Annotated in this window: 7 protein-coding genes and 3 tRNA genes; 6 read left to right on the forward strand and 4 right to left on the reverse strand. The window is 49.2% G+C overall.

Annotation, left to right across the window (positions count from 1 at the left end; translation table 11 throughout):
• The first annotated feature begins 396 nt into the window (after positions 1–396).
• The 4 genes from smc (at position 397) to IC617_RS18560 (ending at position 8155) form a co-directional block, all read left to right on the forward strand.
• On the forward strand, positions 397–3864 hold the full coding sequence (smc, locus tag IC617_RS18545) for a chromosome segregation protein SMC (RefSeq protein WP_191146482.1): 3468 nt from the start codon (positions 397–399) through the stop codon (positions 3862–3864).
• Positions 3865–3884: 20 nt separating this feature from the next.
• The gene (gene zipA, locus IC617_RS18550) at positions 3885–4709 is read left to right on the forward strand and encodes a cell division protein ZipA (protein WP_224746129.1); all 825 of its coding nucleotides are present in this window, start codon (positions 3885–3887) and stop codon (positions 4707–4709) included.
• Between the two features lie 81 nt (positions 4710–4790).
• The gene (gene ligA / locus IC617_RS18555) at positions 4791–6824 is read left to right on the forward strand and encodes an NAD-dependent DNA ligase LigA (RefSeq protein WP_191146483.1); all 2034 of its coding nucleotides are present in this window, start codon (positions 4791–4793) and stop codon (positions 6822–6824) included.
• An 80-nt stretch (positions 6825–6904) separates the two neighbouring features.
• Positions 6905–8155: a diguanylate cyclase gene (locus tag IC617_RS18560; protein WP_191146484.1), complete on the forward strand. Its 1251-nt coding sequence runs from the start codon at positions 6905–6907 to the stop codon at positions 8153–8155.
• On the opposite strand, the gene IC617_RS18565 is transcribed toward IC617_RS18560, so the two are convergent.
• Positions 8152–10374, reverse strand: coding sequence for an EAL domain-containing protein (locus IC617_RS18565; RefSeq protein ID WP_191146485.1), 2223 nt, complete (start codon positions 10372–10374; stop codon positions 8152–8154). The two genes, IC617_RS18560 and IC617_RS18565, sit on opposite strands and share 4 nt — an antisense overlap.
• A gap of 543 nt (positions 10375–10917) precedes the next feature.
• Here IC617_RS18565 and IC617_RS18570 point away from each other — a divergent pair.
• Entirely contained in the window at positions 10918–11826 is a 909-nt protein-coding gene (locus IC617_RS18570; protein WP_191146486.1) for a dienelactone hydrolase family protein, read from the forward strand.
• A 79-nt stretch (positions 11827–11905) separates the two neighbouring features.
• On the opposite strand, the gene IC617_RS18575 is transcribed toward IC617_RS18570, so the two are convergent.
• The 3 genes from IC617_RS18575 to IC617_RS18585 form a co-directional block, all read right to left on the reverse strand.
• Positions 11906–11981 (reverse strand) — tRNA-Val (locus IC617_RS18575).
• Between the two features lie 7 nt (positions 11982–11988).
• A tRNA-Val gene (locus IC617_RS18580) sits at positions 11989–12064 on the reverse strand.
• 8 nt (positions 12065–12072) lie between these two features.
• A tRNA-Val gene (locus IC617_RS18585) sits at positions 12073–12148 on the reverse strand.
• Positions 12149–12667: 519 nt separating this feature from the next.
• Between IC617_RS18585 and gltX the strand changes: the two genes are divergently transcribed.
• Positions 12668–14149: a glutamate--tRNA ligase gene (gene gltX, locus IC617_RS18590; RefSeq protein ID WP_191146487.1), complete on the forward strand. Its 1482-nt coding sequence runs from the start codon at positions 12668–12670 to the stop codon at positions 14147–14149.
• Positions 14150–14283: the final 134 nt, after the last annotated feature.

Here is a 14283-nt window from a genome sequence, read left to right on the forward strand (position 1 = left end):
AAAGTGCGACTTTTTCAGCCCAATTTCGGCATTTTTACTTATAACTGTATAAACCCTCAGTGTTTCGGGGCAGCGTTCATGCTTGGATGAACTCAGTGCGAACGGTAATTACGGATGTTTCTACAAGCTTCCTTCGTCAATCTCAGACGCGATGGTATGAAGGAAATCGTAACTCGTTTTGGGGCAAAAACGAGTTAGCTATTCGCCAGTAATCAAAGGCCATCACTCGATGGTCTAGCGCAACGTCGGCGCAAAGGCTGCGAGACGTCTGTGGACATGGGCACGGCACCTTAAGCGCAATCAAGCGCAAAACATTTGGCAGAAGCGTGACATTCCCGTTGAACGTGATATGTTGCTCGGACCACCTGTCATTTTGTTTGCCGCTGTTGTCAAAAAATGCGTTTAAAATCAATTAAGCTTGCCGGTTTTAAATCGTTTGTTGACCCAACAACGGTACCCTTTCCGCAATCACTCACCGCTATTGTCGGCCCCAACGGCTGCGGCAAGTCCAATATCATTGATGCCGTGCGCTGGGTATTGGGTGAGAGCTCCGCGAAAAATCTTCGCGGCGATGACATGACTGACGTTATTTTTAACGGCTCACTGGAACGCAAACCGGTATCGCAAGCGTCGGTCGAGTTAGTGTTTGATAACGAAGATGGTCGAGTTGCCGGCGAGTTTGCTAACTACGCCGAAGTATCGGTCAAGCGCCAAGTCACTCGTGAGCGCCAAAACACCTACTTTCTCAACGGCAACAAGTGCCGTCGCCGTGATATCACCGATATCTTTTTAGGCACAGGTTTGGGGCCGCGCTCTTATGCCATTATCGAGCAGGGTATGATCTCCCGCTTGATTGAATCAAAACCGCAAGAGCTTCGCATCTTTATTGAAGAAGCGGCAGGTATTTCCAAGTACAAAGAGCGCCGTCGCGATACCGAAAACCGGCTGCGTCATAGCCGCGATAATTTGGATCGCCTAAATGATGTGCGCGAAGAGTTAGGTCAGCAATTGGCCAAATTACAGCGGCAATCAACTGCAGCTCGCAAATACAAAGAGTTAAAGGCGCAAGAGCGGCTGCTGAAAGCCCAGCTCGAGGCCATTCGTTGGCTCAATTGGCAAGGTCGTCACGATGAATTAGCGCAGCGCGCCGCTGAATTGGATGTTCAGCATGAACAGTTGCAGGCCCAATGCACTGCGCTGCAAACACAGCAGGCCGAACAGCAGACCGAGCTGGACATTAACACCATCAAACATGAAGAAGTGCGCCAGCAGCTGTTCCAGATCAGCAACAGCATCACTCGGCTGGAACAGCAAATCCTCCATCAAGGCCAACATCAACAGCGCTTACAACAAGAGCTGGAGCGAATTAATTCGCAGCTCGCCGAGCAAGATGGTTTTATCGCTCAGCAACAAGAACAAGTTGAAGTACTGGCCGAGCAAGCAGAACAACTGCAAGAGCAGGAATATGGCGTTGAGCTGGCACTGGATGAAGCCGGCTTAATGCTGGAACAAACCGAGCAGGCGTTAAATGCTTGGCAGCAACGCTACCAGCAGCAAAGCGAAGGTTTGCAGCAGCTGCGTCAACAATTGCAAGGCGCACAGCATCAACAGCAGCTACAACGCCAGCAACAGCAATCCATCGGTCAACAAAAGGCGCGCGTCGAAACCAGCTTGCAACAGCTTGATGTGTCGCAATTACAGGCACAACAAAGTGAGCTGGAAGATGAGTTAAGCCTGTTAGATGGCGAAATTGAACAACTGTTAGTGGATGTTGAACAACAGCAATTGGCACTGCAACAAAGCAACGACGAGTCTCAGCATCAGCAACAACAGTTGCGAGAACTGCAACAACAAGAAATCGCTCTGAAAACTCAGCTGCAAACCTTACAGCAGTGGCACCAAAGTGATGACGACATTGCCGAGCAACTGCAGGCGCAACAGCTGTCAGTCACTGCTGAGCTGGTTGAACAACTAGTGATTGAACCAGGCTGGGAAACAGCGGTAGAAACAGCGCTCGGCCGGTTGGGGCAGGCTTGGTTGGTGGCTGATCTTGAACATTGCTCGGCGTCGCAATTGCCGGCGGGGGTTTGTTTGGCGCAAGCAGCTTCAAGCGATCTTGAGTTTTCGACTGATAGTTTAGCGAGCAAAGTTCAAGGGCCGGATGTGGTGCGCCAGCGGCTTGCTCATATTCATTGCATTGAGTCGCGGCAATCGCATTGGCAAGCATTACAAAACGTGGCTTCCGAAGGATCTGTGATCGACAAGAGCGGTCTTTGGCTTGGCCAAGGCTGGCTGCTCACGCCACAAAGTGGTCAAGGCAAGTTGGCGATTCACGCGGAGTTGGTTCGCATTGAGGTTGAGTTAACTGACCTGCAACAGCAAGTGGTTGAACAAGAGGCGGCATTGGCCGCCGCTCAACGCCAACAGCAAGACACTCAAGCGCAGTTCGAGCAACAGCAACAAGCGCTGCTGCAACAGCAGCAGTTGCGCCAGCAACAACAAACCGCACTGGAAAACCTAGCCAAACAGCAGCAATTATCGCAACAGCAGCAACAGCAATACGAGCAAGAACTAGCGCAATACGACGAGCAATTGAGTGAGATTGAATTCACTCTCGCGGAGCTAGTAGAAACCGAGTTGTTATTGGAAGAACAATTACAAGCGCAAGATGACGATCATCAAGCCATGCACGCTGAGCGGCAGCAGCTAGAGCAACGAGTTCGGGACGCCCGCTCGCAGCGCGATCAACTGCAGCAGCAACAGCATCAAGTAGCGTTGCAGCAATCGGGTATTCGCAATCAGCGCGATAGTGCTCAGCAAGCCTTGACTCGCGCGGAGCAGCAACAGGCGCAGTGGCAACAACGGCAGTTGCAACTCCAGCAAGAGCTGGAACAGGAAGTCGATGATGCTGAGTATCGCGCTGAACTTGAATTGCAGTTAGAACAGAAAATCGATGTGGAACAACAGGTGGCGCGGCACAGCGACGCCATTCACGGCGCTCAGAACCAGTTGATTGATTTGAAGCAGCAAGAACAAAAGCTGGTCAATCAGCAATCTGAAGTAAAAGCGCAAAAAGATAGCTTGCTGCTTGAGCAACAAACCGCATCGGTGCGGGCACAATCGGCGACCGAGCAGCTACAAGAAATGGATCAGCCGCTAAAACAAGTGCTAGAGCAATTGCCAGAGCACTACTCAGAGAGTGAGTGGCAAGAGCAGCTTGAAAAAGTAGGGCGTTCGGTCAGTCGGTTAGGGCCAATTAACCTCGCCGCCATTGAAGAATATGAGCAATCTTCGGAGCGTAAGCAATACCTTGATCAGCAAAACGACGATCTGGTCAGCGCGTTGGAAACCCTGGAAAATGCCATTCGCCGCATCGACAGAGAATGTCGAGCCCGATTCAAAGAAACCTTTGATCAGGTCAATGGCGATTTAAAAATGTTGTTCCCGAAAGTGTTCGGTGGCGGTGCTGCCTATCTCGAATTAACCGACGATGACATGCTCGAAACCGGTGTCACCATCATGGCTCGTCCTCCGGGTAAGCGTAACGCCACAATTCATCTGCTATCGGGTGGCGAAAAGGCATTGACCGCTTTATCATTGGTGTTCGCCATTTTCCGGCTAAACCCAGCGCCGTTTTGTATGCTGGATGAGGTCGATGCGCCGCTCGACGATGCCAACGTTGGTCGGTTCTGTAATCTGGTTCGGGAAATGTCGGAGTCCGTGCAGTTTATTTATATCAGCCATAACAAGGTCACCATGGAAATGGCCGAGCAGCTGGCGGGCGTCACCATGCATGAACCGGGCGTGTCGCGGTTGGTGTCAGTTGACGTAGAGCAGGCTGTGGCTTTGGCTGAAGTGTCTTAGAAAGTGAGTAAGGACGAATAATGGATGAGTTTCGCTTGGTGTTGATTATCGCTGGTGCCTTGGGGATTGCCGCCCTGTTATGGCATGGCTTGTATTCACTTCGACGCCAACAAGGAGGGGCCATCGGCGGCAAAGAGAAGCCGTTGGCTGAAATCTACAAAGAGCAAAAGGGTCGAGATCGCGACGATGACGGTTTCGATAACCTAGGCGTCGGCCAAGTTCGAACGGTTGCTGGCGGCTTGGATGAGCCAGAGGCTAATCGCCAAGAGCCGTCTTTTTCTGCACTTGACGACCATGAGCCCGAGCAGGTTGAATTCCAGCTTGATGAGCCAGCAAAACAACAAGCCGCTGATGAACAACCCGTTGAGCTTGTGTCAGAGACTGAGCCAGAGCCAGAAGAAGAGGTACTCGCCGAGCCAGAGCAAGTCCTTATTCTGACTGTGGTCGCTGCGCCAGGGGATGATCTACTGGGTGCTGAATTATTACCAAGCTTACTGACCTTAGGCTTTAAATTTGGCGACATGGGCATTTTCCATCGTCACCAAGACAGTTCAGGCCAGGGCAAAGTCGTCTTTAGTTTGGCCAATATGGTTAAACCAGGCACGTTTGATGTCGATAATATGGAGTCATTCAAGACGCCTGGGGTGTCTTTGTTTATGACGCTGCCGAACGCCGGAGAGCCAACTCAATCATTTAATATGATGCTCAATGCTGCGCAAAAGCTGGCACGCGAATTAAAAGGTCAGGTGTTGGATGACACCCGCAGTGTGCTGACCAACCAAAAAATTCGTCATTATCAGGAGCGTATTCGCGAGTTTGAGCGCAAGCGACTGATTGTGAGTTAATGCCGATTCCGGTTGTTTAAACGCGGTTCCATTTCTTCTCGACGCCCATCAGGGCGTCGCTAGCTAATTGCGATATTCATCATGACTTTAGAACAAGCCCAAGCTCGCGTCGCTGTCCTTTCTGAGCAGTTACAAGCCCATAACTACGCTTACTACGTCAACAACGAAGCAACCATCCCTGACGCCGAATACGATCGTTTGATGCGTGAGCTTATTGCGCTTGAAAAACAATACCCAGAACTCAAAAGCGCTCACTCACCAAGCCAGAAAGTCGGTGGCGAAGTGCAGTCGCAGTTCACCACGGTGCAGCATGAAATGCCGATGTTGTCGCTCGACAACGTATTTAATGCCGAAGACTTTACCGAGTTTGATCGTCGCTGCCATGACCGTTTGCTTGATGAGCGACCACTGACTTACTGTGCCGAGCCAAAGCTTGATGGTTTGGCGATTAGCCTGATGTATGAGAATGGTGTCTTGGTTCAAGCCGCAACCCGAGGTGATGGCCAGCAAGGTGAGAACGTAACGGCCAATGCCAAAACCATTGGCGCCGTGCCATTAAAGCTCAGTGGCAATGCGGTGCCAGCGCGACTCGAAGTGCGTGGCGAAGTGATCATTCCAAAAGCTGATTTTGCCGCTATGAACGAGCGCGCCCGCCTGCGTGGTGACAAACTATTTGCTAATCCGCGCAACGCCGCCGCCGGCAGTATTCGCCAGCTTGACTCTAAAATTGCAGCCAGTCGGCCACTCAGCTTTGTGGCCTATGCGGTTGGCGTGTTCGACGACGAGCAAATCGAATTGGCCAATAGCCATTATCAACGCCTGCAGCAACTCAAGGCTTGGGGCTTGCCCATTGCCGCAGAGCTTACCCAATGTCAGGGCGTTGATGAAGTGAATGGTTACTGTCAGCAAATTCTCCAGCAGCGCGATAGCTTGAGCTATGAAATTGATGGCGTGGTGATCAAAATTGATGACATCGAAGCGCAGCAGCAACTTGGCTTTGTGGCCAAGGCGCCACGCTGGGCCACTGCGTTTAAATTCCCTGCACAAGAAGAAATCACCGAACTTCAAGACGTTGAATTTCAAGTTGGTCGCACCGGTGCGATTACTCCGGTTGCCCGTCTAAAGCCGGTGTTTGTCGGCGGTGTGACGGTATCCAACGCGACCTTGCACAATGCTGATGAAGTGGCGCGCTTAGGTGTAATGATTGGCGATACGGTCGTGGTTCGCCGCGCCGGTGATGTGATCCCGCAAATCGTCAGTGTGGTCGCTGAGCAACGGCCAGACAACGCATCGGCTATTGAGTTTCCCAATGCTTGCCCAGTTTGTGATTCGGCCGTTGAGCGAGTTGAAGGCGAGGCGGTACTGCGCTGCACAGGCGGTTTAGTTTGTGGTGCCCAGCGCAAAGAAGCGCTCAAGCATTTTTGTTCGCGCAAAGCACTGAATGTTGATGGCTTGGGTGACAAAGTCATCGAGCAATTGGTGGAGCGTGAATTGGTTCATGATCCGGCTGATTTGTTCAAACTATCGAAACTGCAAGTGCGCTCGCTGGAACGCATGGGCGACAAATCGGCGGAAAAATTACTGCTGGCGCTCGAAGCGGCCAAGCAAACAACCTTGCCTAAGTTTTTATATGCGCTGGGCATTCGAGAAGTAGGCGAAGCCACTGCTCTCAATCTTGCTAATCATTTTAAAACTCTCGATGCCTTGATGGCGGCCGATGAAGAGGCCTTGGTGGCGGTGGATGATGTCGGCGCTATCGTCGCTGCTCACGTCAACAGTTTTTTTGCTGAGCCGCACAATCAGGTGGTGATTACTCGTTTGTTGGAGGCAGGTTTAAGCTGGTCAGAAATCGCCACCGTTGATGCGCCAGACGAACTGCCACTTGCCGGTCAAACTGTGGTGTTAACTGGCACATTGACCAGCATGGGGCGCTCGGATGCAAAAGCCAAGCTACAGCAGCTAGGTGCGAAAGTGAGCGGTTCGGTGTCGAAAAATACCGATTGTCTGTTTGCTGGTGCCAATGCTGGTTCCAAACTGGCTAAAGCCCAGCAATTGGAGGTCGATATTAAAGATGAAGAGCAAATGCTGGCGCTGTTTGCGCAGCACGGCGTTTAATCGCGATACGCCAAAACGGCATGGAGCTATCTGAATTTATGGCTTAAGCTCTGTTAGTCAACAATTACTGGGAAGTGTAAATGGCAAGATTGTTAGTGGTGGAAGATAGCAGTACGGTGATGCGGATTTTAAAGCATCTGGCAAGCACCCGATTATCTTCTGTAGAGACCGTATTCACCCAAAGTTTCGCGGAAACCAAACAAGCCTTTTGCCAAAATTCTGATTTTTACGCCGCTATTGTTGATCTTAATTTGCCCGATGCACCCAATGGCGAAGTCGTCGACTTTGTCATGAAGCAGGGCATTCCCTGTATTGTTCTGACGGGTGATTTTGACGAGCGCCGCCGCAAGCAGCTAGTTGATGGTGGCGTGGTTGATTACGTCGTAAAAGAAAGCCGTCATGCTTACCATTACGCCATGAAGTTGGCCCGCAGACTGCGCACCAATCACCAAATCAAAGTACTGGTGGTGGATGATTCGGCAATGTCGCGCAAGCACATCCGTAATTTGCTTGAGCGTCAGCTATACAATGTGATTGAAGCTGAAGATGGCTTTGATGCCATTGAGCAAATGAGTATTCACCCTGATGTGCGCTTGGTACTCACTGACTTTGAAATGCCCAACATGGATGGCTTTAAGCTGGTCAATGAAATCCGCCGCAAGTTTGATAAACGCGGTTTGGCAATTATTGGTCTGTCATCACAGGAAAGCGGTATTCTTTCGGCTCAGTTCATTAAGCACGGCGCTAATGACTTTCTCAATAAGCCCTTCTACCCAGAAGAATTTTATTGTCGCATCAGCCAGAACCTCGAGGCGATTGAGTTAATTGAAGAAATTGAAGATGCCGCCAATCGCGACTACCTGACTGGTCTTTATAATCGCCGCGCTTTCTTTGAATTTAGCAAACAAGTGCTGCGCGACGGCTGGGCTCATGGCTTGCCGGTGAGCTTTTCATTGATCGATTTAGATAACTTCAAGCACATCAACGACCACTATGGGCACGCTGTTGGTGATGAGGTGCTGAAACGCTTTGCCGAAGTGATGCAGCGCTACTGTGAGAAATTTCTGTTTGCTCGGGTTGGCGGCGAAGAGTTTGCGCTGATTATGCTGGGTTTAGACAATGCCAAAGCGCTGGCCTTAGTTGATGGTTTGCGCCAGGCCTTTGTCGGCGAGGCGATTGAATGCGAAGGCGGCTCGTTTCATGCGTCATTCAGTGGCGGTGTCGTCACCGACATGAATAGCAATATCGATGCGCTGTACAATCGCGCCGATGAATTACTTTATCGCGCCAAAGAAGCGGGCCGCAATATGGTGTTGGGCGAAGAAATCTAGTCAATATCAATATATTGCGAAGAGAAAAAATCCATTATTTCGCCTTTGCCGATTAACCCGATAAAGTGATCGTTTTGATCGAGTACTACCCATGGAAACGGCTTTTTGTTTTTAAGCCATTCGACTGCTTTGGCAACCGGCGTGTCGAGTTTCACTAAATGCTGGGGCTTGCGCATCACTTGCACTAATCGCCGTCGAAGTATTTCTAGATCAGAACGTTTTTCAATTTCTGTTCCCAACGTTGGCGAGGCGTGTAAGTTATATATTTCTCGGTCAATCACTCCAACACATTGGCCGCTATCAACTATTGCTACCATTTCAATGTCAGATACTTCAAATAGGCTTTTTACGTAGCTCATTGACAAGTTGGGTTCGAGCTTTGGGATATTTCGGTTGACGATGCTCGCCAAGTTTGCCGATTCGCCACTGGTAACTGTATATGGTTTGAGCGCTGTGATGTTTTCCATGTAGGCGTTGGCTGCCATGATGTCGTTCATAGACACAGGCTGGGAAAAATAGTAACCCTGTAAAAAGTCTACTTTGAGTTCCGTTAATATCTTGATATCCGATAATTTCTCAACGCCTTCAGCGATAACTTTTACTCCCAGAATATGAGCCAGCTCAACGATCATTTTGACAATGTAATATTCGCGGTTGCCGACCGATAAATTCATCACAAATTCTTTGTCGATTTTAAGGAAGTCAAAATTCTTACCGGTTAGATAGGCGAATGATGAATAGCCAGTACCAAAATCATCAATTGCAATAGATACGCCACTGTCGCGCAATTGTTGCAAGGGGTTGGTGTTCTCTTCGTTCTGGCCACTTCCAAAATAAGCGCTTTCAGTTAACTCCACAGTAATATGGGTTGGAGCGATGCCCGATTGCCGGATCAGATCGCCAATGCCTACCATCACTTCTTTGACAGAGAGCTGAGTACAAAGAGAAAAATTGGTTGATACAGCCAAATCTTCTCCGAAAATATCTTGCAATTCTGGTAGGTGATTGATGGCTTTAACGGCAATGCAACGGTCGAGTTCATGGACCAAGTTGAGTTCTTCGGTGACTCGGATCATTTCTTGCGTTTCAAACGTCTGACCATTAACTTCTGGAAAGCGGCAAAGGCATTCGAACTTAGCTATTTTCCATGTTGATGTGCAGACGATGGGCTGAAACTTAACCTCTAAACTCTTACTCAAAACAGCATTTCGAACCGTATTTTCAAGCAATTCACGACGTTTAATCGACTGGTGAATTTTGGCGTCATAAAAATTGACACTCCGATTCTTGCTAGTAGAGTGAACTAGCATGGCCTGTAGCGCGTGCGGTATTAATAATTTTGGATTGTCAGTGTCGACACCAAAAATAGAGACGCCAATTTTGCCACTGACAATACGTTTAAATAGATTCCCTTGAACTTGCTTTTTAATGCGCCCGAAGGCTTGTTGGATGTGACTTGCTACTAGCTGAACTACGTTGGCGTCGGAACAATCAAACGCTGGAATGGACAACGCAAAGATATTATTGCCAAAGTAACCCGTTAAGTATTTATCATCTTGTTTCGCCAACACAGCTGATAATTCTTTGCGCTCGGTTAATAGATTGTCTTCGTCAAAGCTCGGGGTAAACGCAACGACAATCGGCCCTTTAAAGTTCACTACCTGTGTTACCGAGTTGACCAAAGTTGATTTGAAAACTTTTTCCGACGGCAATTGGGTGAGTAGCTCAATGCCGCCTGATTCGCGGTCTACGATTCGATAAAGGCGATTGGCAAGGTTTAATGAAAAGCCAAGATAGAAGTGTTTTCCTGATTCGGTTGAGATTTTTTGAATGGTTAGCTCTTGCGGGAAAACTTCACCGCTTTTTGTTTTTGTCAGAAGGTTCCCAATCCAAAAACCATTTGTTCTAATTTCTGACCATAATTCTTGAAAAAAAAGCCCATTGTGTTTGCCCGCGTTAAAAATATTAGTGGACTGACCAATTAACTCGTGGAGCTGATAACCGGTGGAGTCGGTGACGTATTTGTTAGCTGCGATAATGCGAGTCTTGTCGTCACAAATAACGACGCCGTGATGCGTGTTGTTAAATACGGCTTCAAACATTGAAGCGAATTGTTTGCCGCGTGGCACATCGATTAGCGAATACATTACCGTGCGAATGTTGTGTTCAGCTTCTCGGTCTATGCACATCAGCGTGTAATACACCGAGCCATCAGGCATCGATAAGCAAGTTCCATAGGTTTGCTTCTGGCCATGTTCTAATACGCTTTCACAGCATTCCAACAATTGGTGTTTGCTGCCAGAGGTCATCATCTCAAGAAAGTCATCAACCTTATTACAGCTAGGGGCCTGGGCGGTCGGGCAATTCTCAGTTTTTAATGTCAGCTCGAACTGATCTGACTGACTATCCCAATGCCATTCGCCGATGCTAGTCAGCGCAGGTGCTTGTGTTTGAATTCCATTCATTGATTGAAAATATTCCCAGTAAAGAAATAGAGGCTGAGTTCAATATTGCTGTTCATTAGAGATTAGTTCAGCAAATAAACGCCTAGGGAATTAATGCAGGATTTTGCGAGCCGCGCATCGAAAAAATCCCCAGCTGTTACCCACCTCGTTTCTTTCTACATCAATCAGATAGCCGCTTACTTTGAGGGTTTTCGCTCGACAACCGGCAGCTATGCTGGCGGTTTCTCCAGTCAGGCCTATGCTAAAAGATATTTTTATTTGAAATTGACTTCATTATTCAAAGATAAGGACATTAGCATGCTTAGAATTTGTACTACTGCCATTCTTGTTAGTTTGTGTTGGTTGGCCCCAGCTCAGGCATCTTGGGTCGCCAAAGAACAACTTCCGCACATTTACTACGTTAATATTGCTGTTCAAACCCCTGTCGGTAATCGCACTGTATCAGGACAATATCGTTTACCGCGCAACATCGATAACCCTGTTCCTGCTGTGATTATTTTGCATAGCACTGGCGGAGTCGATAGTACTGGCTTGTACTATGTTGAAGCGCTCAACAAAGCAGGCATCGCAACCTTGGAGCTAGATCTTTGGACAGCTCATGGTGTTGCCGGAGGCTCTGCCAGTCGCCCCGACTTGCCGCAGCAAACCATTCCCGATGCCTACGCTGCGTTAAATTATCTGGCGACTTTAGATGAAATTGATGCCAGTAAAATTGGTGTCGTCGGTTTCTCTTGGGGCGGGGTAGTTAGCCTGCTTTCTGCCACCGAAAAATATAACCAGATGATGAACCCTGCCGGAGTTCGATTCGCAGCTCACGCAGCCCACTACCCAATTTGCTACCTATATAACAACCCATTGGTCGAAGCTGCGTACCCAGAGCTTGGCGAGTTAGGGTTGGAGTTTGATTTTGAAAATCTAACTGCGCCCGTGCTGATTCAAAGTGGTGGCTTAGATGACTACGATTTGCCGATTAATTGTCCTCTAATGGTCGGCGGCTTAGAGCCAGCTGACTCTGAGTTGGTCGAACTGAAAATGTACCCTTTCGCTTATCATGCGTGGGATCGTCTTGAGCCAACTTGGGTCGTGGAAGACCCGTTTGCTAACTTAGGTCAAGGCGGAGAGGTGACTCTAAAAGCGTCGCCTTGGACGGCATATTTCTCTCGCGCCAAAGTTGTAATGCACTTCCAAACCGCATTTGCAGATTAATCTGAATCGATCTGCTTATGAGCCGAGGACCTGATTCCAGAAAGCAAAAAGCCCGCTAAAAAGCGGGCTTTTCTATGTTTGGTGGTCGCTACTGGGCTCGAACCAGTGACCCCCTCCTTGTAAGGGAGGTGCTCTCCCAACTGAGCTAAGCGACCAGGGAGATGGTGGACGGTACTGGGCTCGAACCAGTGACCCCCTCCTTGTAAGGGAGGTGCTCTCCCAACTGAGCTAACCGTCCGTCAGACGTGGTGGTCGCTACTGGGCTCGAACCAGTGACCCCCTCCTTGTAAGGGAGGTGCTCTCCCAACTGAGCTAAGCGACCTCGTCTGTGGAGGCGTATTATAGGGAGGGCGGTTGCTGTGTCAACACTATTTTTGGAATGCTGGCTAAATGCTGTTTTTTTAGTCAGATTTGAGGTGGTTGTTGCTTACCGGTTCACTTTCTTTCAGCAAAGTTCGCAGCTTGCGAATTGCCCAATCGAGACGCCGTGAATACTTCCATGTAGGCTCTACTGCCGCTTCCATGCGGCAGAAGCTCGACTAGTCAACTCCCAAGCTGCTCTTAACAGTATGTGGCCTTTTCAAAGAACCAGTCCGACGAAGAGGCCGCGAATAACGGACAGAGGTGCTTCAGCCGGTATGGATGCCGGGTGTAGAGCGATCCATGGATGGACTTGAGCGTCACCGATGGGTGTTGTTTGCTGCCGACTGCGCTGTGCAGATGAAAGCTCAGCATCTTGAGACTTTCTGCGCCGATCCTCATTTACATTGAGTCTTGCCAGTCGGATCGCTAAACTTGCTGGCAATTTCCTATTCCACCCTGATCGAGGTTTCTGTCTGCCATGACGGTACGTACGCGCGTTGCGCCATCTCCTACTGGTGATCCACACGTTGGCACCGCTTATATCGCCCTGTTTAACTATGTTTTTGCCAAGCAACAAGGTGGTCAGTTTGTCCTTCGAATTGAAGACACCGACCAAGCGCGTAGCTCCACAGCCTCCGAGCAAGCTATCTATGACAGCCTTCGCTGGATAGGACTGGAATGGGATGAAGGGCCGGACGTGGGCGGTGATCGCGGTCCATATCGCCAAAGCGAACGCACCGAACTGTATCGTAAGTATGCCGAACAACTGATTGTTGAAGGCAAAGCATTCCGCTGTTTCGCAACATCTGAAGAATTAGATGAAATGCGCAAAGAGCAAATGGCCAATGGCGAAGCTCAAAAATACGATGGTCGTGGTCTGCGCTTGACTGATGAGCAGGTCGAGCAATACCTGAAAGAAGGTAAGCCGTATGTGGTGCGGATGAAGATCCCAGAAGAGGGCAGCTTCAAGTTCAATGACTATTTGCGTGGCGAAGTGGAGATCCCATGGTCGCAGGTCGACATGCAAGTGTTACTGAAGGCCGACGGCTTCCCAACATACTTCTTGGCCAACGTAGTCGATGACCACCTGATGGGGATCACCCATGTATTCCGTGGTGAAGAGTGGCTTAACTCGGCACCGAAACTGCTCAAACTTTATGAAGATCTTGAATGGCAAGCGCCAGAGCTCGGCCACATGCCGTTGCTGCGTAACCCAGATAAAAGCAAGCTCAGCAAGCGTAAAAACCCTACGAGCATCAACTACTACCGCAAGATGGGCTTTTTGCCAGAAGCCTTGCTCAACTACTTGGGCCGCATGGGATGGTCAATGCCGGATGAGCGCGAGAAATTCACCCTTGCCGATATGATCGACAACTTCGACATGAAGCGAGTCTCTCTTGGTGGTCCGGTATTCGATATTGATAAACTCAAGTGGCTTAACGGCGTCTGGATGCGCGAAGAGTTTACTGATGAACAACTGATTGAGCGGATGAGAGCTTGGGCGTTCAACAGTGACACCATGAAGACCTTGCTACCAGAAGCTAAACCGCGGATGGAAACCTTCAGTGATTTTGCGCCATTGATGGGGCACTTTGTTAGTGGCTTGCCGGAATACGATCCTGCTTTACTTACCGCAAAAATTGAAGAGACCCAAGTCCGCATTGCGCTGCAATACCTGATTTGGCAATTTGATGCCGCACGCGAGTGGAACAAAGACGTGGTCTTCGGCACGGTCAAAGAAACTGCTAATTACCTCGACTTGAAGATCAAAGACTTCTTGCAGCCGATTTTCGTTGCAATTACCGGCAAAGAGTCGTCAACTTCGGTCATTGATGCCATGGTTATTTTGGGTTCAGACATGACTCGTGCGCGCCTTCGGGTCGCGTTAAATCATGTCGGAGTCAGCAAGAAGCAGGCGAAATCACTGGAGCGTGCTTTCCGCACCTTTCCTGAAAAGTAACCTGTAACAACCTGATCTTATTTTAAAAGCCCGGCATTTGCCTGTCTCTTGATCACATCTCAGAGCTCAAGAGACTTGGCTAGCTCATAGCCTTCAAGGATGGTTTGTAGTTTGAACCATCCTTGCCACAATCG

Source organism: Neiella litorisoli (assembly GCF_014773395.1).
Lineage (GTDB): Bacteria > Pseudomonadota > Gammaproteobacteria > Enterobacterales > Neiellaceae > Neiella > Neiella litorisoli.